Origin of the sequence: Rhizobacter sp., assembly GCA_021153565.1 — a bacterium.
GTDB lineage: Bacteria > Pseudomonadota > Gammaproteobacteria > Burkholderiales > Burkholderiaceae_C > Albitalea.
This window is the reverse complement of the sequence record JAJKJU010000145.1, coordinates 1-21,328: the sequence shown is the minus strand read 5'-3', so window position 1 is coordinate 21,328 and position 21,328 is coordinate 1. Positions and strand designations below refer to the sequence as shown.

The window sequence follows — 21,328 nt, the reverse complement described above, 5'->3', positions numbered from 1 at the left end:
GCCCATGTTTCACTTGACTGATGGCTGGCTGCAGGACCTCCCTGTCGCCGCGGCTGCATGGGGACGCTCCCTGCGCCTCACACCGCCACCACCTTCCTTTGCCACCTTGCAGGCTCGCCGCGCTTCGTGGCGGGCTTGCTTTGCGTTGGTCGACGGAGTGAATTAAAGGTGATGAACCGTCTCGCCGATAGACGGTGCGCGCACTAGCTAGGGTCGACCACATGTCGTTGGCTGAACGGCGGCGAGTGTGCCCTGGTTACTCCCATGACACGCGCCTCTTGCCTGTGACCATTCGTGTTCTCGGTATCACTGTGCGATCGAAGGCGACCGCTACGCAGTTCCTTGCCAGGCCAGCGTGACCTCCTATACGTGTTGACCCGTACGGGGTTCGCACGTTCTTACTTTCTTCCCGTCCTGGCTCTCAAATCCCTGCACGGCTCACGCCATCAATGCAGTCGCTGCGGTGCGCGCCACAAGCCCTCCCGCTGCAGACCGTCCCCGTCAACCCATCGCAGGGAGTTCATCCATGACCCAAGTCCAGTCCAGCAATGCCGTCGACGGGTGCTACCGCCCGTTCCCCGTCGACCCGCTCAACCCCTCCCACGCCCGCACTGCCATGCATTGGGGCAAAGCGGTGTTCGAGAACATGACCTACCGCATCACGATGGGCGACGACAACACCATCTCCATCAAGAACAGACACACCAGAGAGAACTACCAGGCCTGGGGCGATCCGCACATGAACGTCGATGGTCAGCACGCCTTTGACTTCTGGGGGACCACGACGTTGAAGCTCGAAGACGGCACCAAACTGACCATCGAAACAACGCCATCGGCCAACAACCCGAATGTGACGCTGTCGTCGAAGGTGACGATCACCAATGGCGACTACGGCGTGCAGATCAGCGGCATCGATACAGACAAGACCGGCACCCTGAAGATCAACGAAGCCAAGGGCTGGGGCAAGGTTCTGGACTGTGCCGTCGACGACGGCACAGTGCTGCAACGGAACGCCACGTGCAAGAGCTTCGTGGCGGTCGACGACAGCGGACTGGTGCGAAACGTCGACCAGACGTACATCAACGAGACCGCCCCTTTCAAGGGTGGGGCGGACAAGCTGCAGAACCAGTTCAAGGATGCATTTCGCGTGCTGGGTGGGTTGTTGAGCATCAGGTTCGCGGGTGTGTTTCTTGGCACGCTGGCGAATGCCAATCGAAACAGTAGCGAAAGACACGCGGCGCCGACGTTCGATGCTCAGGCGCAGGTCGCGCTGCACTTTGATCTGACGCTCTCGCGTTGGCAGGCCTGCGCGACAACATCCGAACAAATGACGGCCCGGAGGGCGAACGAATTCGCAGCCTCTTCTTAAGGCTTTCTTAAGGCTTCGTAGTTTCGGAGCCGAGACGTGTTGGTGCAAAGGTCCAAGCGATACGGACGACTGCACGGACGACCTCTCGGCATCACTATGCGATCGATGGCGGCGGCTACTTCGATCACGTGCCAAGTGCGCGTGGCTTCTATACGTGGTGGCTCGTACGGGGTTCGCACGCTCTTACATTCTTCCCGTCTTTCCTCTCAAATCCCTGCACTCTCACGCCATCAAGGCAGTCGCCATGCCTGCCTGATGGCCCACTCAAACAGGGATCCGATGATGAAAATCGACAACACAACAAGTGGCGGCACCGCCGGCACTCTCGACCTTACCCAGGTGTTCGCACAAGCCGGCGACACGCTGGCCGACGTAGCGCAGCGCTATGGCGTGAGTGAAGCCGCGCTGCATGCCGCCAATCCCGACGTGGGCGACATCTTGCTGACAGGCGAGGCCTTGCGGCTTCCATCAGCGGAAGACTCCCATGCAGCGGCGGCCGCTCATGGCTCGCAAGCCGGCGTGGTCGGCGGCATGGGCCGCGAAGCGGCTGTTCAAGTGCTGATGGGGAAAGCCTACGAGGCTGGTCACGTTGCACCGCAGGAAGCCTTTGATAGCAAGGTATATCGAGCGGTGCCGGTCAAGCTCGACCGTGAGCAGGGCGCCCTGGACCACACCAAGGCCAACAGCCCCAACCGCTACAGGAGTGCTACTGAACGGGTGGTGTACACCTCGCCAGACCCGTATGCTGCAGCGGCAGAGGCGCGTCCGTATGCGCAAGCCGGGAAGGCGCCAATGGCCGACAGCTCGCTGGTCGGCCTGCGTTACACGGCAACGCCCGATGCCCAAGGGCATGGCGGCGTCGCCGATTTGGCCGAAGGCGCCCGACGGGTCGGACTGCCCGTGGAAGCGCTGGTGGACCCAAAAGGCAACAAGCCCCCCGGCGCCCTCTACCAACTGACCGGCGAGCATCCCTACAGTCTGGGCCAACAAGCAGCCAAGGGTGCAGCCGACGCGGGGGCCAGCGGCATTCGCGCACCGTCGGCAGAAACCAGCCACCAAATCAACATATTTCCGCGCAACACACACAGCGATCAGGTCGTACCTGAAACCGTGCTGCGCTATGACGCGAAGGGCGTTCCTGGCTTGGCACAGGCTGCGGGCCATGTTCGGCCAATGCCGCCGAATGACAAGCCGGTGATCGACGGACCGTTGAGCAAGCCGGCGGGGGATCGCGCAGGCGCGAGTGTCGGGAATCAGGGGGCAGAGCAACTGGACAAAGCACGACCTCTCAACCGCATTCGACAAAATTTGACCGGTGCAACCGACGGCTACCCGCGAGCCAACTCCGGTCGCTACGGCGCAGTAGGCGGCGCGGTGGTTTCTCTGGCTGCCGACGGTGTAGCAGCCCTGCAAGGCAAGCCTGTGACCGTGAGCGATGGTGCAATGCATGCGGGCGCGAACATGGCCACAGGCTACACCGCAGCGCGAGCGGCGGACAAGCTCTTGCCCGCCCTTGGGCCACGGCTGGCCGGGGGAGTCGTCGCTGGTGCCATCGAGAGCGTCGTCTCCACAGGCACCAATGCCCAGGCATATCGCCGCGGCGATATCAGCGCCGCACGGGCCACGGCAAACATCGCGGTAGACGCCAGTACAGCACTCGCTGCTGGCGGCGCCGGTGCAGCCGCCGGTGCCGCCGCCGGTGCGGCAGCAGGCACGGTCGTGCTGCCACTCGTCGGCACGCTTGGTGGAACGGCCGTCGGCGCGATTGTCGGTTTTGTCGCGGGTACGGGCACGTATCTCGCCGTACACGCGGCGGCGCAAGCGACTGGTGTGATGCAAGCCGCCAAGGACAAGCTCGCCGGTGCATTTATCGGCGCAGAGCAGCCATTGGGTCGCGCGCTCGACAGCGTGGGACGCGGGCTCGATGCAGCAGGCGATGCGGCCAGCAAGGCCTGGAATGCAGTGAAGTTCTGGTAGCGTTGCCGAACCATCATCCATAAACAAGGCGCAGCCATGGGGTTGGGCCTTGTTCTTTTTGTGTCAACTCATGTCCTACCTGGATCTCAAAAAACTTCCGCGAAAGTTGCAAGCCACACTGGACAAGCACTTTGATAACGATGAGTCAAAACGCAGGGCTGCGCTGGCGCCGTGGTGTGCGGCCGTTTGCTCCTCCGTCTGGCCCCGAGGAACCTGGCCCTGGTCGCTGTCTGCCTATTGGTGGCGCCCAAGAGTAGCTCGTCTGATCAGGGAACAAACCGAGACCTTCTTCACCATGCACGTCGGTGACCTTTCCAATCTGCCCTCCCTATTCGACCCCCACCTACCCTTCTTCCCCACCCCTCTGACCAACGTGACCAAGCCGATGGTCAGTCCGTGGCCCGACGTGCTTAGCGACGCCGAATATTGGGCCTTCGTGATGCAGTTGCATGACGGGGACGAGGCTTGGGCGCGCAATCGTCTGGGCGGATGGATACCGCAAATGCGCGAGGCGGTGCATCCGCACGGAACGAAACGCCTGTTCTTTTGGCGCTCCAAGTCTGCCATCTTGAGCGACCTGAATTGGCGCATGTCAGCACAGAACGTCGGCGACTACACCTGACGATGAGGGCCCGTTGGGGAACAAGTTGTGCATTTGACCGCCGCCAGCTGCGGGATCCGATGGAAGACGCGCCAAGGTCGTCGCAAGACTCGTCTGGCCGGCAGACCCGCAACAAAGGCCGCCGATGGTTGATTCCCACCGCCTGACTGAACAACCCAGCGGAAGAGCGCGAAGGCAGACCCAGCAGATACCCATTGCCGATGAAGTCACTACGGTCAGAATAGCCATGGACTTCTCCTCCAAAGTTGATGAAGATTCCCATATCGGTTGGAACGTAGCAACGAACCATTGGCCACATCAATGTCTACCGCACACCATCATGCAGCACCTGTGTCGCTTCCTCCGGAGTCGGCGATTGCCAAGGCTTACGCATCGATGAACCTCGCAGATGCTTACTCGATCGAGCTTCCCACCGGAGCGTCGACCAATCCCGAATTGTTGGCGAGGTTCATCTTCGCTCACCAAGCGCCCTGGATCAGCAGACTCATGACGCTGCGAGACGCGCTCGTTGCCGGTTTCGGCCTCAAGACAGCGAGGCATCTCTCATCACTGAATTCGCAGATCGGAGAGGGCCGACTCGGCATCTTTAAGATCTACAGCACAAGTCCAACTGAAGTTGTTCTTGGAGAAGACGACAAGCACCTGGACTTCAGGCTCTCTGTTCTGTGTTCCGGTCAGTCGTCGCCGGGAACGAAACGTCACTTGACTATGTCGACCGTTGTCCATTGCCACAATCGATTAGGTCGTCTCTATATATTTTTCATTGCCCCGATTCACCGCTTAGTCGTTCAGTCCAGTCTTCGTAGTGCGGCACGGATCGGGTGGCCGCCGGGGACACAGGCGCGGGGGACACCCGCATGAATTCCGAGAGCGCGGGCAACCGGTTCGGCAGTGGCCGCAACGTCAGGCGCATCGAAGATCGCCCACTGCTGATCGGGCAAGGCAGCTTCACCGACGACGTGTCGGTCGCAGGTCAGGCGCGCATGGCCTTCTTGCGCTCGCCGCATGCGCATGCCCGCATCGTCTCGATCGACACGGCAGCAGCACTCGCGATTCCCGGAGTGATCGCCGCATACACCGGTGCGGACCTCGTGAAGGCAGGCGTCAAGCCGGCCATCACAACAGGCCTTCAACGCCCTGACGGCACGCCCATGGCAGCGCCGCCGCGGTATCCGCTCGCACACGACATGGTCCGCTTCGTCGGCGAGCCGGTCGTCGCCGTGGTGGCCGAGTCGCGCGAGACCGCTTTGGCCGCAATCGATGCAGTCTGGGTGACGTATGACGAACTCCCATCCGTCACCGACGCGGCGGCCGCGATGAGCTGCGGTGCACCGGTGCTGTATGCGCAAGCGCCCGACAACGTGTGCGCCCAATCGCACCACGGCGACACGGCCACGGCGAATCTTGCGTTTGCGAAGGCTGCACACATCGTGTCGCTCGACCTCGTGAATCAGCGGCTGGCTCCCAGCCCGATGGAGCCTCGCAGCGTGCTCGCGGAACTCGATGCCTCCAGTGGCAGGCTCATCATTCGGATATCCAGCCAAATGCCGACCGCCGTGCGCGAGGGCCTTTGCGCGATGCTGCCCGATCTTCAAAGCAGCCAGGTCCGAGTCATCGTCGGCGATGTCGGCGGCGGCTTCGGCATGAAAAGCGGCGTCTACCCGGAAGACGTCGTTGTCGTTCACGCGACGCGTAAGCTTGGGCGCCCTGTGCGCTGGCAGGCCGAACGCATGGAGGATTTCCTGTCCGCCTATCACGGGCGCGACGTGAGCAGCCATGCCGAACTGGCGCTCGACGCGAAGGGGCGTGTGCTGGCATTGCGCGTGCGCTCAATTGCCAACGTCGGCGCGTACTGCACGGTCGCGGGTGCACTGATCCAGCTTCTGGTCGGGCCTTGGGTATCGACCAGCATCTACGACATCCAATGCGTCGACCTCACGTTCACCGCCGTGCTCACCAACTGCGCACCGACTGGCCCTTATCGAGGCGCCGGTCGACCGGAAGCGATCTACATCATCGAGCGACTGATAGACGCCGCCGCGCGCAGGCTGAACATGGACCCGGTGGAACTGCGCCGCCGCAACATGATCGGCCCGCAGCAGATGCCCTACCGCAATCCGCTCGCCCAGACCTACGACAGCGGGCACTTCGAGAAGATCCTCGACCAGGCCTTGCATCTGGCAGACTGGCAGGGTTTTGAAACACGCCATGCGGCATCGCTTGCCAACGGCAAGCTACGAGGCCGAAGCGTCACGACCTTTCTTGAATGGACGAGCGGCATGGCGTTCGACGAGACGGTTCGTGTGGACGTGACAGCCGACGGTTTCATCGAAATCACATCGGCCACGCAGGCCATGGGTCAGGGCATCCAGACCAGTTATGCGCAACTGGCGATCGATGTGTTCGGTGTGTCCATCGACCGCATCCGCGTTCTGCAAGGCGACACCGACCGCGCCAACGGATTCGGCAGTGCCGGGTCGCGCTCGCTCTTCGTCGGAGGGTCTGCCGTTCAGGCGGCGTCGACGAAGACGGTCGACCACGCACGCGAGTTGGCGGCAGACGTTCTCGAAGCGGCTGCTGCGGACATCGAATACGTTGAAGGCCGCCTGAGCGTCGTGGGCACCGACCTGGGCATTGACCTCTTCGATCTCGCTGTGCGTCAACCCACATCTCGCATCACTGTCGATGCGCAACACAGCGTGGGCGGACCAAGTTGGCCCAACGGCTGCCATGTGTGCGAGGTGGAGATCGACCCGGACACCGGGCACGTCGACATCGTGGGCTACGCATCGGTCAACGACATCGGCCGCGTCGTCAGCCCGACCATCGTGGTCGGGCAGATAGAAGGTGGCGCGATGCAGGGCATCGGGCAGGCTCTGTGCGAGCAGATGGTGTATGACCGCGACAGCGCGCAGTTGCTGACTGCGAGCTTTCTGGACTACGCCATGCCTCGGGCAGATATGTTCCACGCTTTCAAGACGACCTTCGACACGTCGATTCCTTGTCAGACGAATCCGCTGGGGGCAAAGGGGGTGGGAGAGCTGGGCACCATCGGCGCGACGCCTGCGGTGGTCAACGCGGTTGCGGATGCGTTGGCACGTGCTGGGTTGGGGCGGGAGGCGGATCGGATTCAGATGCCGCTGACGTCGGAGCGGGTGTGGCGGGCGCTTCAGGGTGGGGGCGATATTGGTTGACGCGAGAGCCAGTGGTTCAAGTTAAGACAAAGTCCCCGCGCCGCGATCGCGTCGTTGAATGCCACAAATTTCGTGCGCCTAGCTCGGCATCCAAACAATCGAGACATCCGACGTAAAGTTCAAACTGCCGAAAAATGCTGAGCCACTCCCTGAAGTTGAAGTGAACTGGGTGTACGTGCGGAGGCTTGGTATCCTCGCTCGTGGCACACCGCCCGATCAGCACATGGCGCTTGCCACTGCGGGGCAATGCACTTCAGGATAAAGGCTAGATAGGGAATGGTGAAAAGGACGCAACCTCACAGTCAATCTGCATCGCAAAGCGAGGCGCCTGCGGTACAGGAGGTCGAACTTGACGAGGCTGACATCCTTGCGGACCGGATGCGCGGCCTAGGCGCTCAGGAAGATATCCGTGAGCAGCTCGTTGTTGATAACCGCGTTTTCGCCCGCATCACCGACGGCATCTACCGCCGCCCCTCGTCCGCGCTACGCGAGCTGATTTTCAACGCGTACGACGCAGATGCGACCGAGGTGATCATCAACACGGATGCCCCGCGCTTCACACGTATGGAAGTTGTGGACAATGGCAATGGCATGAATGAGCGTTCGCTATCGAACCTGCTGAAACATATCGGCGGCAGCTCGAAACGAACCAACCGTGGCAGAGAGATCGGCACTGCTTCCGGCGACGATGCGGACTTGAGTCCTGGGCGGCGGCGACTGATCGGCAAGATAGGTATCGGCCTATTCGCGGTTGCGCACTTGACGACCCACTTTCAGATCATCACAAAAGCCCGCGGCGAGAAGGACTGGCTCGTCGCGGATATATGGCTCAAGACGTTTACCGAAGATCTTCTGCGAGAAGCGCCGACTGACGGTTCCAAGCCCAAATTCATTACAGGCGACGTTGTTCTGTCGCGCGAGACCGCAAACTCTCAAGAAGACCACGGCACGACCGTGACGCTGTTTGAAATTCGTTCGGCAACACGGGATGTTCTTCGACGGCGAGAGCTGTGGGAATCAATCCTCGATCGCCAAGCGATTGACGAAGACACGTCAGAAAAAAAACGCCAGGCTCCAGACGTGCATATCGGATTCACAGATAACGACGGGGTTATCTATCGCGTGATGCCGAACTTGCCTTGGGCGTCGGAAGATTCTCCTGAGACCCGTTTTCGTAGGTTCTATGCGAGCGTCGCGACAGGCAGCAAGGCGAATACTAAGAATCCCGACATCGACGAATTTCTCGACGAGTACTTTGCGATGATTTGGCGCCTTAGCCTAGCAGCGCCACTGCCATACCTCGACCGACATCCGTTGAAGACACCGCTCAATGGCGGCATCGAGGTCTACGAGATCGAGAACAAGTCCAAGGGGCGCGCAACGCCACTCGAGGGATCTACAGACACGACCGCAGCAGACAAGGTCGGCCTGTCCTTGGAAGAGGACCCGGCTGGCGGGTTCGGTGTGCTCATCGACGGAGTAAAGCTCTTCCGCCCTGTGGAGTTGCCGCAAGAGATCGCAAAGAGCCAGCGCCCCTCGCGGCAGTCGGCACCACTGCTCTTTGTAGGGAAAGTCGAGTCTTCTCTCGGGAGGTACGACGCCAGCCGCAGTGGTGGCCCGCTCGAATTCGAGGCGTACTTCTACTGGAATACGGTGATCGTCCCGAAGCAGAACCGTGGGGTGCTCATTCGAATCAACAATGCAAGCGGCGTGCTATACGACGACAGGTTCCTCGACTATCAGGTGTCAGAACTCAACCGGCTCAACCAGATCACGGCTGAGATCTTCGTCAAGGCAGGAATGGATGCGGCGCTGAATATCGATCGCGAGTCATTCAATGTCAGCCATCCGCACTATCAGTACCTGAGTAATTGGGTGCACAGCAGCCTGCGGCAGATCACAAACCTGCTGAAGGAAGCCAGCAAGAAGGGACGAAGTGAGGCGAAGACAAGCCGACTGACGAGCACAATTTCCGCCATAGACGAAGGTCTGGACTCGATCTGGGCCAAGCGGGCAGACCCGCTCGAAGAGCGGCCCGAAATCGTCGTCGGAGAGAAGTCGGCGGCGCAGCCGGCAAAGCAACTTCGGTTGGAAGGCGCCGTCGCCTATGACGTAAGCCCGGCCGTTCTAAAGTCCGTCAATGCCGCGAAGTCCGCAGGAATCAGCATCGCGGAACTTGGCCCGCTGGAAATCGCGAAGGCCGTATTCGGCGTAATGGCCGCGTATGGCGTTCTGGACAAGATGGACTACTCCGACCAGGAATCCATGTTCGAGGACATTCTGAAAATTCTCATGGTCGAGACGAAGCAATGAGCGGCGGAATCCCGAACGCGGCCGTACCCTATGATGATTTTGCAGATGGTGTTGTCCCACCCGAAATGGAAGACACCGGCAAAATCGTGCGCAAGCTTGAGGCTTGGCACAAGCCGCGCAAGCAGCTTGTTCGCCGCGGATGGCGTGACAACGTGCGCCGACTAATGGGGGAGCTCAAGCTCCCCGTAGGAGCCGAGCGCGTATTCCGGTATTTCACGCTTCCTGCGCCTGAAATGTTAGACGTCCGGACGCTTGAGCAAGCGGCGCGCGAGAAAGAGTTCAAGGTGCAGTTCGTCGGCTTTACGAACGCGAGAAGCGGTTCGGACGACGATCGCCAACTGCAGCTCGGCCAGACGATGCTTCGCGCGCAGGCCGACTGGGTGCACAGTGCGTCCTCTATCCTGCACTACAGGCTAGAAGAGCTTGTCGAAGGCGATAGGCCGGTAGCTCGGACGAGGCTGAAGGACTATGGACCATTCCATGTCATCAATCTGGACCTCTGCGACTATCTACTTGCTCCTGGGCCACACGCGAAGCTGTTAGATGCTCTCAGCCGCATCCTTGAGATGCAGACGACGCGCCATAGCGACGACTGGCTCCTATTCATTGCCACCCGCTTTGACGCCGACAGCACCTGCCCTGAGAAGTTTGAGCGGATACGAGAGGCCATTACATCAAACTGCGCGGTCAGCAATGAGTTCAAGACCGGCCTCGAGGCGCTTCTCAAGATCGGCGTCGGCACGCACGACGAAATACTGTCCAACCCCGCGCAGCTCAGCCAGGATCACTTGCGCGACACGATCAGCGTTGGTCTGACAAAATGGCTTGCGTCCCTATTACTCAAGGCAAATCCGCCCTTTGAGCTGGAGATGATGCGCACGTACGTCTATGCAGTCGATGGTTCGAAGCACGACATGCTGTCGCTCGTCTACCGGTGCAGGTACAAGGGTACCCCAGCCCCAGCAGCCACGTCGGCTGAAGAAGCTGCCACTGCGGAGGCAACGAGGGAAGTACTGCTAGGCCTGCGGGCGCTTGATAAGACCCGCAAACTGGTTGACCTTGATGCCGAGCTTCGCGGCGATGACGCTATCCGGCAAGAACTGGCTGATGAGACAAAAGCGCTCCTGAAGCAGGCCAACTATAGCGACGACGTTCTCGGCGACTACGAAGCCTGGGCCGAAATTGAGGCAGTGAAAGCAGAGGGAGGTGGCTAGACGCCGCGCATCAAGAAATCGCGGCGAGCCCGGATTTTTGCTTTCCAGCGCGTAGCAGTGCTGCATTCTGCTTTCTCTTGGGCGCTTCGGAAGTGACGATCTCGTTCAAGCTCGCTGCGACGGCTCTCGCCATCGGAGGAGGGACTGCTTCGCTCACCTGAGTGATCTGCGAAGAAAGCGATCCCTTCAGCTCGTATGTATCAGGAAAGCCTTGCAGCCGCATTGCCTCAAACACGCTTAGCCGACGCTGGCAATTCGGATGGATGTGCACCTCGCGGTTTCCGTATGCAACTGTCACGCTCGGCTTGTCCCAGGAAAGCGTCTTGAAACTTCGGCTGCCCCGCTGTCCTTCAACGAGGGCTCCTGGTGTCGAAAACTTCTTCGACTTCGGCGCCATGCACCAGTGATTCGGATGGAATGCGATGTCGTCTGCACACATGTAACGCCGGAAGTGCGCAGGCTCCGGCAGGTCCTTGAACGCATGGCGCACCGTCAAATGCTCGCCCGGAAAATCGATCTTGGGCGGCACCGCCCATTCAACCTTAGGATACAACTTTGAATTCAATCCGACGAGGATAAGCCGCTCGCGCTTCTGAGGAACCCCATAGTTCCGCGCGTCTAGAACTGACTCGAATACGTTAAAACCGAATTTTGCTAGCGTTTTTTTCAGCAGCTCAAAATGGTCGGAATGCGGCTCCTGCCTCAGCGCCACAACATTTTCAAGCACAAAGAAATGCAGCGGCTTACGTTTATTCAGCCTATTGATCAGCTTTGCGTAGACAAACGGCAGCTCGTGTCGCGGGTCATTGTCGATGGGAGACCTATTGGCCCGGCTGAAACTCTGGCACGGAGGTCCGCCAATCACTCCGAACGGCTCAAACGTATCGCCCGTCAGTTTGTCGAGCACTTTTAGCGTCAGATCCCGAACGTCTTGGCAGTGGCCTGCCGCAGGCTTCCCGGTGCGATTCGAGTTGTAAGACATGATCGCATCGGGTCTGATGTCGAAGGCAAGGTCGACCCCGAAGCCCGCGTCTTCGAAGCCGAGGTCGAGGCCACCAGCACCGCAAAACACGCTTAGCAGGCCTCTTTTCTGATTTTTATCCATCTTCTCGACTATGCGTCTGCGTAGCACAATCATTCAGTGTAGCTGCGCCCGATCCGGCATGGCTGATCAAATTTTGTTCAATCGACGCATTGCATCGCGCGCTTCAACCGCTAGTGCGGATGCACTTTGCTCCGAAAGAAATGCAGCGAGCACTTCTTGAAGTCCTATCGAGCGCCGTATATCGCACTCCCACAGAACCAAAACGGACCAGCCCAGATCCCTTAACCTGAGGAGGTTGCGCTCATCGCGCGCACGATTGACCGTTATCTTCGCCCCCCAGTATTCTTGGTTGGACTTTGGTTTCGATCCGAGGGGGCATTCATGGCCATGCCAGAAGCATCCGTGAACCAGAATCGCCTTGCGATGACGCGGGAGCACAATGTCCGGGCGGCCAGGAAGATCCTTGCGATGGAGACGAAAGCGGTAGCCCATGCGATGAAGCAGCGAACGCACAGCAATTTCTGGCTGGGTATCCTTGCTTCGGATCCTGCTCATGAGAGCGGACCGTCGGTCCGGGTCGATCGTGTCCAAAGTGCTTTGACCGTGTATGGCGCCGTGCGCGTCCCTTTCTAAATTTTCCTCCATGACAGCCCCGGTTCCGGCTCCCTCGATCAGCGGGGAGCAGTCATCACGCTTGACTGGCTTACCACAGCATTCTCAGACTTCGCCGCGTGAATCTCTTGCGACTTCGACAACACCGGACCCGATGGTCCAGAACTACCGCCGCACCCCGACTGGTAGACCGGGGTACAGCGCTTTGAGTTGGCATCATCGATGTGCAGCATGTGGCGAAGTTCGGCGGCGGAAGTACCCGGCCGAATTCACCGAAGAATCGAGGGGTAGCCCTAGAGCACGACCCGCGCACCGCCTCTTCGAACATAAGAGATTTTCGCGCGCGTCAACCTCGTGTACATGCCCGCCTTTGCCGACCCATGGCCCGATACGGTAATCGTCCAACAGCCTGTTGGACAACTGCCATGGACCCACAACCCTATATTGCGAACCAGGATGAAAAATTCGCGCCTGAAGCCAGGGCTCAGGCTCAATTGAAAGAAACGGATCGGACCAACATGATCACATTACCCACCTACGACGACGTGCTCGCTGCCGCCAAGCGGATCGAGGGTCAGGCGCACCGAACACCCGTGATGCAGTCGCGCACGGCAAACGAGTTGTTGAAGGCGCAATGCTTCTTCAAGTGCGAGAACCTGCAGCGCGTCGGTGCATTCAAGTTTCGAGGGGCGTTCAACGCGCTGTCGCGTTTTGGCGTAGCACAACGCCGTGCTGGTGTGGTCGCCTTCTCTTCAGGCAATCATGCTCAGGCAATAGCGCTTTCTGCAAAGCTGCTGAACATCCCTGCCACGATCGTGATGCCGCATGACGCTCCGCGGGCCAAGGTGGCCGCGACCCGAGGCTATGGTGCCGAGATCATTGCGTACGACCGCTTCACGGAGGATCGAGAAGCCATCGGCACCCGCCTTTCGCAAGAGCGTGGAATGACCTTGATTCCACCCTATGACCACCCGGATGTCATCGCGGGGCAAGGCACCGCAACGAAGGAGTTGCTCGAAGAGGTGGGGCCGCTCGACTATTTGTTCGTCTGCATGGGCGGCGGCGGTCTTCTCAGCGGCGCAGCGCTCGCCGTGCGAGCGCTCTCGCCAGACTGCAAGCTCTACGGCGTCGAACCGGAGGCCGGTGATGATGGGCGGCAGTCGCTTCGGGCAGGCAAGATCGTCCACATCGATACGCCGCACACCATTGCAGACGGCGCGCAGACTCAGCATCTCGGTCAATTGACCTTCGAGATCATTCGCCGCGATGTCGACGACATCGTCACCGCAAGCGACGGGCAACTTGTGGAAGCCATGGCCTTCTTCGCCGAGCGGATGAAGCTGGTTGTCGAACCGACGGGTTGCCTGGGACTTGCCGGCGCTCGCCATGGGGGCTTGCCTATCGATGGCAAACGGGTGGGCGTGTTGATCAGCGGCGGCAACATCGATCTACAGCGCTACTGTGAGTTGCTTGGTTCCCGTGTGTGAGCAGCGGGCCATTCCGTCGAACGGCGAGATCAGGCACAGGTCTTCGGGCCGTGGAGAAGACTCTTTGCGCCTGCGCAATTTCACTTCGCGTCCCAATCGCTCGCCAGGGCACGCACCCCAGGCCATTACACGCCTATCGATAGAACGCTTCCACCTTCCCCGTCAACTTGACCATCATTGGTTTTCCCTTTCGGTCCAGCGTGCGAGCGGCAGGCACTTTCACCCAGCCTTCGCTGATGCAGTATTCCTCGACGTCGAAGCGCTCCTTGTCGTTGAGGCGGATGCCGATGTCATGTTCGAACACGGCTGCAATGTGATGCGGGCTGGTCGGGTCAACCGACAGGCGGTCGGGCAAAGGGGGAGCGGCTTTGGCTTCAGTCATGGATGACCTCTGGTTTGGATGGATGCAAAAGCCCCCATTCTCGATGACGCGGTCAGTTCGCAATGCGTGCGCCCGGGTTGCGGCCTGGTCACGGCTTTTGCGGCGCCCCCTTCGACATGACGACGTGCATCGCGTGTGGCGTGCCAACATGCTCCGTCACTTGGAAGCCTGACAGGTCGATACCCGTGAAGAGGTGTTCTCCGGCCCCGAGCACGGTCGCCCCAATCGCGAGGTGCATCTCGTCGATCAGGCCGGCGCGCAGGTATTGCTGAATGGTCGCGACACCGCCGCCGACGCGCACGTCTTTGCCTTGGGCCGCCTCCCTGGCGCGTTCGAGCGCGGCGTGGATGCCGTCGGTAACGAAGTGAAAGGTCGTGCCACCTTTCATGGTGATCGATTCGCGGGGGTGGTGGGTCAGCACGAACACGGGCACATGGTAGGGCGGGGTGTCGCCCCACCAGCCCTTCCAGTTGTCGTCGGGCCATGGTCCACGGATGGGGCCGAACATATTGCGGCCGAGAATCCATGCGCCGACGTTGGCGAAGCTGCGGATGGCGAAATCGTCATCGACACCGGTGGCACCGCCTTCGTTGCCGAACATCTTCTGAAAGGTGCGGGTGGAGAAGGCCCATTCGTGCAGCGCCATGCCGCCGACGCCGAGGGGATTTTCAAGGCTCTGGTTGGGGCCTGCGCCGTACCCGTCGATGGATACGCTGAAGGCACAGACTCTTAACTTGGACATGTCGAGGTTCTCCGATGAGGGTGGTGAGACCTTGCGGCGGCCCGAAGTCGGGGTCGGTCGGATGATCGAATATCCGTCGCTTTGCAAATACAACGAATAGTGGGGGATTAAACGACGGCTGGGTAAGGAAAAGTTCCTTCACCGATCTGCGGCGACACACGCCAAAGGGCATTGATCCTTTTGGCTGAATTTTTCCACCATCCTGCCGCGGTCAATCAGCCGCTGCAGGCACCGGCAACCAGCGAAGCGATACTGAACGCGATCAACGCGGTGCAAGCCGCTGCATGCAGGTGAATTGATGGACCGCGACACCCTCCTCACGGCAACACAATGGCTCGCCCGGCGCGAGCCGGCTGTGGTCGTCGAAGTGACCGTGGCGCGGGGTTCTGCCCCGCGTGCCGCGGGCACCCGCATGCTCGTCTCAGCCCGGGAGTGCGTGGGCACCATCGGCGGCGGTCACCTCGAATTGATGGCCATCGATCACGCGCGCGAGATGCTGCGCACGAAGGAGTTAGCGCCCCAGTCGCAGCATTTCCCGCTCGGCCCTGCCCTCGGCCAGTGTTGCGGCGGCGCGGTGACACTCGGTTATGCGGCGCTCGACAGCAATGCACTCGCGCACTGGCCGGCTTCGGCGCCTTTGTTCCACCTGCAACTGTATGGCGCTGGGCATGTCGGACGTGCCATCACAACCTTGCTTGCGACACTGGACGTGGTTGTTGACTGGATCGACGAGCGTGAACAGGAATTCGCGAGCCTCACGACACTGGGAACGCCGTGGCCGCCTCATATCCGCCAAGTCTGCGTCGATGCAGTGGAAGGCGAGGTCCGTACCGCACCACCCGGCGCGTTCTACCTGGTGCTCACGCACAACCACGACCTCGACCTGCGCATCACCGAGACCGTCTTGCGGCGCGGCGACTTCGGCTACCTCGGGCTGATCGGCTCGAAAACCAAGCGGCAGCGTTTCATTCATCGCTTCGAGCATCGCGGCATCGCGTCCGAGGCCATCGACCGGATGACATGCCCGATCGGCGTGGAGGGCATCACTGCGAAGCAACCGGAAATCATCGCAGCCGCTGTAGTGGCGCAGCTTCTTCAGGTCTGCGAGCGCGGGTAGGCGTTGCTCACCACCATGGGCACTGCGGGCAGACGGATGTGAATTTCAGATGCCTCAGGGGAGATGGGGTGATTTTTGAGAGACCCCTCACCCAGCCCTCTCCCCCCGCCGGGGGAGAGGGAGCCGAAATGCGTTACTTCGAAGCCGGCCACAGCGAACTGGCCTGCATTGCTCCCTCGCCCCTTCGGGGAGAGGGCTGGGGTGAGGGGCCTGGGCCTCTGAGCAAACATGAACTAGTCATGCGTCAACCCCGCCTTCTTCAAACCTCGTAGGGGAAAAAATTGCTCCAACGGCCATCTTCCGCGTGTCCAGCGTACGTAAAGGTCAGCGTGGGGAGAGGGAGCAAAGGACGTCGGTCACGGACGGCTGGTACCTTTGCGTATTAACTGGATTTCTTGAATCCGGCACCGGCTTCAACTTCCACGATAGGTCGAATAGGCCCACGGGCTGGCCAACAGCGGCACGTGATAGTGCGACTCCGTATCGGCCAAGCCGAAATCGAGCGGCACGCTGTCGAAGAACGGTGGATCGGGCAAGTTCACGCCGCGCGACCGGAAATACGCGGCCACTTCGAAGACCAGTCGATAACGGCCCGCCTGCAGGGTTTCGCCCTCGAGCAGCGGCTTGTCGGCGCGGCCGTCATGGTTGAGCACCAGCGACTTCAGCAGCTCGGCCGCCTCGCCGTCGAGGCGGTACAAAGCGACCACCATGCCAGCCGCCGGGCAGCCGTTCATCGTGTCAAGAACATGCGTGGTGAGTCTTCCCATGATGTGAGCCTTCCGATGATCCTTCAGGTCCAACAAAAATGTCTTGTCTGCACTGTTGCCCAAGGACTGAGAGGCTGACAGTATCTCGATCATGCCCACTCATCACGCCAAAAGGCCCCTCCTCGTCGTCGCAAGTGCTCGCCATCGCACAAGCTACGGCTGCGCTTTTGCGCTTAGATCAGGCGCCTTTTGACGTGCTGCTCGGACACGCTCGAAATACTCTCAGCCTCGGAGCCGCATGAAACCTTCCTCTTATCCGCGCGACATGATCGGCTATGGCGAACAAGCACCGCATGCCCAATGGCCGGGCAATGCTCGCATCGCCGTACAGTTCGTTCTCAACTACGAAGAGGGCGGCGAAAACTCGGTGCTGCATGGCGATGCCGGCAGCGAGCAATTCCTGTCCGAAATGGCGAACCCGCCCAGCTTCCCGGCCCGCCACCTCAGCATGGAGTCGATCTACGAATACGGCTCGCGTGTCGGCGTGTGGCGGCTGCTGCGTGAGTTCGAGAAGCGCGGCCTGCCGCTCACGGTGTTCGGTGTCGCGATGGCGCTTGAGAGACACCCGGAATTGACACGTGCATTCGTCGAGCTCAATCACGAGATCGCCTGTCACGGCTGGCGCTGGATTCACTACCAAAGCGTCGACGAGGACACCGAGCGCGAACACATGCGCGTCGGCATGGAGATCATCGAACGGCTCACCGGTGAACGGCCGCTCGGCTGGTACACCGGCCGCGACAGCCCCAACACCCGGCGCCTGGTGGCCGACTACGGCGGCTTCGATTACGACAGCGACTACTACGGCGACGACTTGCCTTTCTGGACACGCGTCACTCGCACTGACGGCAGCAGCGTGCCGCATCTGGTCGTGCCGTACACGTTGGACACCAACGACATGCGCTTCGCGCTGCCGCAAGGCTTCGCAACTGGCGACGACTTTTTTAGCTACCTGCGCGACAGCTTCGACGTGCTGTATGCCGAGGGTGCCGAGTGGCCGAAGATGATGAGCATCGGCATGCACTGCCGCCTGCTCGGCCGCCCGGGGCGCTTCAAGGCACTACAGCGCTTTCTCGACCATGTCGAGTCGCACAACCGAGTCTGGGTCTGCAAGCGCATCGACATCGCCCGCCATTGGCGAGCGCACTTCCCTGCCCCCACATTCGATCAAGGAATCACCTGATGGCACTCACGCTGGCCCAGATCAACAGCGCATCGGCGGCGCACGCCCTCGAATGGCTGGACGGCGTCTACGAGCATTCACCGTGGATTACCGAGTTGGCGCTGGCCGAGCGGCCGTTCAAGAGTCTCGCGCACCTCAAGCTGGCCTTGGTCAAGGTGGTTCGCAACGCTGGCCTTGACCGGCAGCTCGCACTCGTGCGAGCCCACCCCGAACTGGCCGGCAAGGCGATGGTGGCCGGTGCGCTCACGGCGGAATCGACGAACGAGCAGTCGACCTCCGGATTGACCCATTGCACGCCGCAAGAGTTCGCGACGATTCAGCAGCTCAATGCCGACTACAACGCGAAATTCGGCTGGCCGTTCATCCTTGCCGTGCGCGGTCCGCGCGGCCTGGGGCTGGCACGCGCAGAGATCATCACCGCTTTCGAGCGACGCCTTGAAGGCCACCCGGATTTCGAGTTGGCCGAGTGCCTGCGCAACATTCATCGCATCGCCGAGATCCGTCTCAACGACAAGTTCGGTGTCACGCCGGCGCTCGGAAACCGCGTATGGGACTGGTCCGAATCGCTGGCGCAGCACACTGACCCGGGTTATGCCGAGCTCGGGCAACTCACCGTCACGTACCTCACCGACGCTCACCGCGCCTGCGCGCAACGCCTGTCGCACTGGATGCGCGAGTGCGGGTTCGACGAGGTGAGCATCGATGCTGTCGGCAATGTGGTCGGTATCTATCACGCGGACGACCGCAACGCGAAGCGCCTCTTGACCGGCTCACACTACGACACCGTGCGCAACGGCGGCAAGTACGACGGCCGGCTTGGCATCCTCGTGCCCATGGCTTGCGTGCGCGAGTTGCACGCGCAAGGCCGGCGCCTGCCCTATGGAGTCGAGGTGATCGGTTTTGCCGAAGAAGAGGGCCAGCGCTACAAGGCCACCTTTCTCGGCTCAGGCGCCATCATCGGGCAGTTCAATCACGCATGGCTCGACCAGAAGGACGCCGATGGCATCACGATGCGCTCTGCGATGCAGCATGCCGGCCTGTGCATCGCCGACATCGACCGGCTTGCCCGCGCTCCGTCGAAGTACCTCGGCTTTGTCGAAACGCACATCGAGCAAGGACCGGTGTTGAACGAGCTTGACATGCCGCTCGGCGTGGTGACGTCCATCAACGGCGGCGTGCGCTACGTCGGCGAAATGGTGGGCATGGCCAGCCATGCCGGCACCACGCCGATGGAGCGGCGGCGCGATGCGGCCACAGCTGTCGCGGAACTGACGTTGTACGTCGAGAAGCGCGCCGGTTCCGAGCCCGACGTGGTGGGCACCGTCGGCATGCTGAACGTGCCCAACGGTTCGATCAATGTCGTGCCCGGTCGCTGCCAGTTCAGCCTCGACCTGCGTGCCACCACCAATGCCAAGCGCGACGCGCTGGCAAAAGATGTGCTCGCCGAACTCGATCGCATCGTCCAACGGCGCGGTCTGCGCTGCAAGCTCGAAGAAGCGATGCGTGCATCGGCTGCGCCCAGTGCATCTGAATGGCAGGCGCGCTGGGAACGCGCGGTCGAGTCCGTCGGCCTGCCGGTGTTTCGCATGCCCAGCGGCGCTGGCCACGACGCGATGAAGCTGCATGAGGTGATGCCCCAGGCCATGCTGTTCGTGCGTGGCGGCAACTCGGGCATCAGCCACAACCCACTCGAGATCATCACCAACGACGACGCCGAACTGTGCGTGCAGGCCTTCCAACATTTGCTCGAACAACTGGCGAGCGAACTGAACAAGCCGAACCAACCATGACCACACCCTACGACCAACTCGACGCCTGGATCGACGCCCACTTCGACGAGGAAGTGCGCTTCCTGCAGGCTCTGGTGCAGGTGCCCACCGACACGCCGCCGGGCAACAACACACCGCATGCCGAGCGCACCGCCGCGCTGCTCGACAGCTTCGGCTTCGAAGCCGAACGGCACCCGGTGCCCGAATCGACTGTGCGGGAGCATGGTCTCGCCTCCATCACCAACTTGATCGTCCGGCGGCGCTATGGCAGCGGCAGGACGATTGCACTCAACGCCCACGGCGACGTGGTCCCGCCCGGTGAAGGCTGGACCCACGCCCCCTACGGCGGCGAGGTGGTCGACGGGAAGCTTTATGGTCGCGCGTCGGCTGTGAGCAAGAGCGACTTCGCGACCTACACCTTTGCGACCCGCGCGATCGAGTCACTGAACGCGCAACTCAAAGGCAGCGTCGAGCTTCACTTTACCTACGACGAGGAGTTCGGCGGCGAACTGGGCCCCGGCTGGCTGCTCGACAAGCAGTTGACCAAACCCGACTTGCTGATCGCTGCCGGCTTCAGCTATGAGGTGGTCACCGCACACAACGGCTGCCTGCAGATGGAAGTCACCGTCCACGGAAAGATGGCCCATGCCGCGATTCCTCACACCGGGGTCGATGCCTTGCAGGGTGCGGTGGCGATCCTCAACGCGCTGTATGCGCAGAACACGCTGTACCGGGACATCACGTCGAAGGTCCCGGGGATCACGCACCCGTATCTGAACGTGGGCCGCATCGAGGGCGGCACCAACACCAACGTCGTGCCAGGCAAGGTCGTGTTCAAGATCGACCGGCGCATGATCCCCGAAGAGAACCCCGAGCAGGTCGAAGCAGCGATCCGCCTCGTGATCGCCGAAGCCGCAGCCACCTGCCCCGGCATCACAGTGGACATCAAGCGCCTGCTTCTGGCGCGTTCGATGCAGGCGCTGCCCAGCAATCGACCGCTGGTCGAGGCTCTGCAACGTCATGGCGAAGCGGTATTCGGCGAGTCGATTCCGACCTCAGGCACGCCGCTCTACACCGATGTTCGGCTGTACTGCGAGCGCGGCATTCCCGGGGTGATTTACGGCGCAGGTCCGCGCACCGTCTACGAAAGCAATGCCAAGCGCGCCGACGAGCACTTGGTGCTGGAAGACTTGCGTCGCGCGACCAAGGTGGTGGCGCGGAGCCTGTTCGACCTGCTGTCCTGAATTGGATATCACGGCAAGAGACCCGAAAGCTGACAGCACAGTGCCGCAGCGTTCTTTCACGGGCCTTCCACAGCCCCGTTCGCCCTTCCACAGCCCCGTTCGCCCTTCTACAGCCCCGTTCGCCCTGAGGTATCGAAGGGCTTGCCCCGCCTTTCGCTTGGGCTTCGATACCTCAGCCCTGAACGGGAATTGGATATCACTGCAAGAGACCCGAAAGCTGACAGCACAGTGCCGCAGCGCTCTTTCTCGCGCCTTCCACAGCCCCGTTCGCCCTGAGGTATCGAAGGGCTC

The 21,328-nt window shown here is 61.1% G+C and carries 17 protein-coding genes; 12 read left to right on the top strand and 5 right to left on the bottom strand.

Annotated features, from left to right (window positions below; genetic code table 11):
* The first annotated feature begins 526 nt into the window (after window positions 1–526).
* The 7 genes from AC30NL_RS08810 to AC30NL_RS08780 all read left to right on the top strand — a co-directional run bounded on the left by AC30NL_RS08810 (window position 527) and on the right by AC30NL_RS08780 (window position 10,689).
* The gene (locus AC30NL_RS08810; RefSeq protein ID WP_489463629.1) at window positions 527–1,369 is read left to right on the top strand and encodes a DUF1521 domain-containing protein; all 843 of its coding nucleotides are present in this window, start codon (window positions 527–529) and stop codon (window positions 1,367–1,369) included.
* 282 nt (window positions 1,370–1,651) lie between these two features.
* Window positions 1,652–3,346: a LysM peptidoglycan-binding domain-containing protein gene (locus tag AC30NL_RS08805; RefSeq protein WP_489463628.1), complete on the top strand. Its 1,695-nt coding sequence runs from the start codon at window positions 1,652–1,654 to the stop codon at window positions 3,344–3,346.
* 70 nt (window positions 3,347–3,416) lie between these two features.
* Window positions 3,417–3,968 (top strand): hypothetical protein, encoded by a 552-nt coding sequence (locus AC30NL_RS08800; RefSeq protein WP_489463627.1) that lies wholly within the window; start codon window positions 3,417–3,419, stop codon window positions 3,966–3,968.
* 300 nt (window positions 3,969–4,268) lie between these two features.
* Window positions 4,269–4,829, top strand: a complete 561-nt coding sequence (locus tag AC30NL_RS08795; protein WP_489463626.1) for a DUF2867 domain-containing protein — start codon at window positions 4,269–4,271, stop codon at window positions 4,827–4,829.
* Entirely contained in the window at window positions 4,826–7,162 is a 2,337-nt protein-coding gene (locus AC30NL_RS08790; protein WP_489463625.1) for a xanthine dehydrogenase family protein molybdopterin-binding subunit, read from the top strand. The genes AC30NL_RS08795 and AC30NL_RS08790 overlap by 4 nt, the downstream gene beginning before the upstream one ends.
* Before the next feature lie 276 nt (window positions 7,163–7,438).
* Window positions 7,439–9,475: an ATP-binding protein gene (locus AC30NL_RS08785; RefSeq protein ID WP_489463623.1), complete on the top strand. Its 2,037-nt coding sequence runs from the start codon at window positions 7,439–7,441 to the stop codon at window positions 9,473–9,475.
* Window positions 9,472–10,689: a PP_RS20740 family protein gene (locus AC30NL_RS08780; protein ID WP_489463622.1), complete on the top strand. Its 1,218-nt coding sequence runs from the start codon at window positions 9,472–9,474 to the stop codon at window positions 10,687–10,689. The genes AC30NL_RS08785 and AC30NL_RS08780 overlap by 4 nt, the downstream gene beginning before the upstream one ends.
* Before the next feature lie 10 nt (window positions 10,690–10,699).
* On the opposite strand, the gene AC30NL_RS08775 is transcribed toward AC30NL_RS08780, so the two are convergent.
* Together AC30NL_RS08775 and AC30NL_RS08770 are read right to left on the bottom strand one after the other, a co-directional pair.
* Complete coding sequence (locus AC30NL_RS08775) at window positions 10,700–11,794, bottom strand: DNA cytosine methyltransferase (RefSeq protein ID WP_489463621.1); 1,095 nt, start codon at window positions 11,792–11,794, stop codon at window positions 10,700–10,702.
* A 66-nt stretch (window positions 11,795–11,860) separates the two neighbouring features.
* Window positions 11,861–12,379, bottom strand: a complete 519-nt coding sequence (locus AC30NL_RS08770) for a very short patch repair endonuclease (RefSeq protein WP_489463620.1) — start codon at window positions 12,377–12,379, stop codon at window positions 11,861–11,863.
* 485 nt (window positions 12,380–12,864) lie between these two features.
* Here AC30NL_RS08770 and AC30NL_RS08765 point away from each other — a divergent pair, with 485 nt between their 5' ends.
* A complete protein-coding gene (locus tag AC30NL_RS08765; protein ID WP_489463619.1) occupies window positions 12,865–13,833 on the top strand; it encodes a threo-3-hydroxy-L-aspartate ammonia-lyase in 969 nt (322 codons plus the stop codon).
* Between the two features lie 133 nt (window positions 13,834–13,966).
* Here AC30NL_RS08765 and AC30NL_RS08760 read toward each other — a convergent pair whose 3' ends face one another.
* The gene (locus tag AC30NL_RS08760; RefSeq protein ID WP_489463618.1) at window positions 13,967–14,215 is read right to left on the bottom strand and encodes a DUF3297 family protein; all 249 of its coding nucleotides are present in this window, start codon (window positions 14,213–14,215) and stop codon (window positions 13,967–13,969) included.
* Window positions 14,216–14,303: 88 nt separating this feature from the next.
* Window positions 14,304–14,957, bottom strand: a complete 654-nt coding sequence (locus AC30NL_RS08755) for a dihydrofolate reductase family protein (RefSeq protein ID WP_489463617.1) — start codon at window positions 14,955–14,957, stop codon at window positions 14,304–14,306.
* Window positions 14,958–15,255: 298 nt separating this feature from the next.
* Between AC30NL_RS08755 and xdhC the strand changes: the two genes are divergently transcribed.
* Window positions 15,256–16,074, top strand: a complete 819-nt coding sequence (gene xdhC, locus AC30NL_RS08750) for a xanthine dehydrogenase accessory protein XdhC (protein ID WP_489463616.1) — start codon at window positions 15,256–15,258, stop codon at window positions 16,072–16,074.
* A 413-nt stretch (window positions 16,075–16,487) separates the two neighbouring features.
* On the opposite strand, the gene uraH is transcribed toward xdhC, so the two are convergent.
* Window positions 16,488–16,841, bottom strand: a complete 354-nt coding sequence (uraH, locus tag AC30NL_RS08745; RefSeq protein ID WP_489463615.1) for a hydroxyisourate hydrolase — start codon at window positions 16,839–16,841, stop codon at window positions 16,488–16,490.
* 238 nt (window positions 16,842–17,079) lie between these two features.
* Here uraH and puuE point away from each other — a divergent pair, with 238 nt between their 5' ends.
* Genes puuE through AC30NL_RS08730 form a run of 3 tightly spaced genes read left to right on the top strand, consistent with a single transcriptional unit; the run spans window position 17,080 to window position 21,037 of the window.
* Entirely contained in the window at window positions 17,080–18,024 is a 945-nt protein-coding gene (gene puuE / locus AC30NL_RS08740) for an allantoinase PuuE (protein ID WP_489463614.1), read from the top strand.
* Window positions 18,024–19,814 (top strand): 2-oxo-4-hydroxy-4-carboxy-5-ureidoimidazoline decarboxylase, encoded by a 1,791-nt coding sequence (gene uraD / locus AC30NL_RS08735; RefSeq protein WP_489463613.1) that lies wholly within the window; start codon window positions 18,024–18,026, stop codon window positions 19,812–19,814. The genes puuE and uraD overlap by 1 nt, the downstream gene beginning before the upstream one ends.
* Window positions 19,811–21,037 carry a M20 family metallopeptidase gene (locus tag AC30NL_RS08730; protein WP_489463612.1) on the top strand — a complete coding sequence of 409 codons (1,227 nt, stop codon included), beginning with the start codon at window positions 19,811–19,813 and terminating at the stop codon, window positions 21,035–21,037. The genes uraD and AC30NL_RS08730 overlap by 4 nt, the downstream gene beginning before the upstream one ends.
* Window positions 21,038–21,328: the final 291 nt, after the last annotated feature.

Excerpts from the sequence above, each read along its gene's own strand:
- AC30NL_RS08805 (WP_489463628.1), top strand. The coding sequence starts at position 1,652 with ATGAAAATCGACAACACAACAAGTGGCGGCACCGCCGGCACTCTCGAC.
- AC30NL_RS08755 (WP_489463617.1), bottom strand. The coding sequence starts at position 14,957 with ATGTCCAAGTTAAGAGTCTGTGCCTTCAGCGTATCCATCGACGGGTAC.
- AC30NL_RS08790 (WP_489463625.1), top strand. The coding sequence starts at position 4,826 with ATGAATTCCGAGAGCGCGGGCAACCGGTTCGGCAGTGGCCGCAACGTC.
- AC30NL_RS08765 (WP_489463619.1), top strand. The coding sequence starts at position 12,865 with ATGATCACATTACCCACCTACGACGACGTGCTCGCTGCCGCCAAGCGG.
- AC30NL_RS08785 (WP_489463623.1), top strand. The coding sequence starts at position 7,439 with ATGGTGAAAAGGACGCAACCTCACAGTCAATCTGCATCGCAAAGCGAG.
- AC30NL_RS08810 (WP_489463629.1), top strand. The coding sequence starts at position 527 with ATGACCCAAGTCCAGTCCAGCAATGCCGTCGACGGGTGCTACCGCCCG.
- uraH (WP_489463615.1), bottom strand. The coding sequence starts at position 16,841 with ATGGGAAGACTCACCACGCATGTTCTTGACACGATGAACGGCTGCCCG.
- AC30NL_RS08760 (WP_489463618.1), bottom strand. The coding sequence starts at position 14,215 with ATGACTGAAGCCAAAGCCGCTCCCCCTTTGCCCGACCGCCTGTCGGTT.
- uraD (WP_489463613.1), top strand. The coding sequence starts at position 18,024 with ATGGCACTCACGCTGGCCCAGATCAACAGCGCATCGGCGGCGCACGCC.
- AC30NL_RS08800 (WP_489463627.1), top strand. The coding sequence starts at position 3,417 with ATGTCCTACCTGGATCTCAAAAAACTTCCGCGAAAGTTGCAAGCCACA.
- xdhC (WP_489463616.1), top strand. The coding sequence starts at position 15,256 with ATGGACCGCGACACCCTCCTCACGGCAACACAATGGCTCGCCCGGCGC.
- AC30NL_RS08780 (WP_489463622.1), top strand. The coding sequence starts at position 9,472 with ATGAGCGGCGGAATCCCGAACGCGGCCGTACCCTATGATGATTTTGCA.
- AC30NL_RS08795 (WP_489463626.1), top strand. The coding sequence starts at position 4,269 with ATGTCTACCGCACACCATCATGCAGCACCTGTGTCGCTTCCTCCGGAG.
- AC30NL_RS08770 (WP_489463620.1), bottom strand. The coding sequence starts at position 12,379 with ATGGAGGAAAATTTAGAAAGGGACGCGCACGGCGCCATACACGGTCAA.
- AC30NL_RS08775 (WP_489463621.1), bottom strand. The coding sequence starts at position 11,794 with ATGGATAAAAATCAGAAAAGAGGCCTGCTAAGCGTGTTTTGCGGTGCT.
- puuE (WP_489463614.1), top strand. The coding sequence starts at position 17,080 with ATGAAACCTTCCTCTTATCCGCGCGACATGATCGGCTATGGCGAACAA.
- AC30NL_RS08730 (WP_489463612.1), top strand. The coding sequence starts at position 19,811 with ATGACCACACCCTACGACCAACTCGACGCCTGGATCGACGCCCACTTC.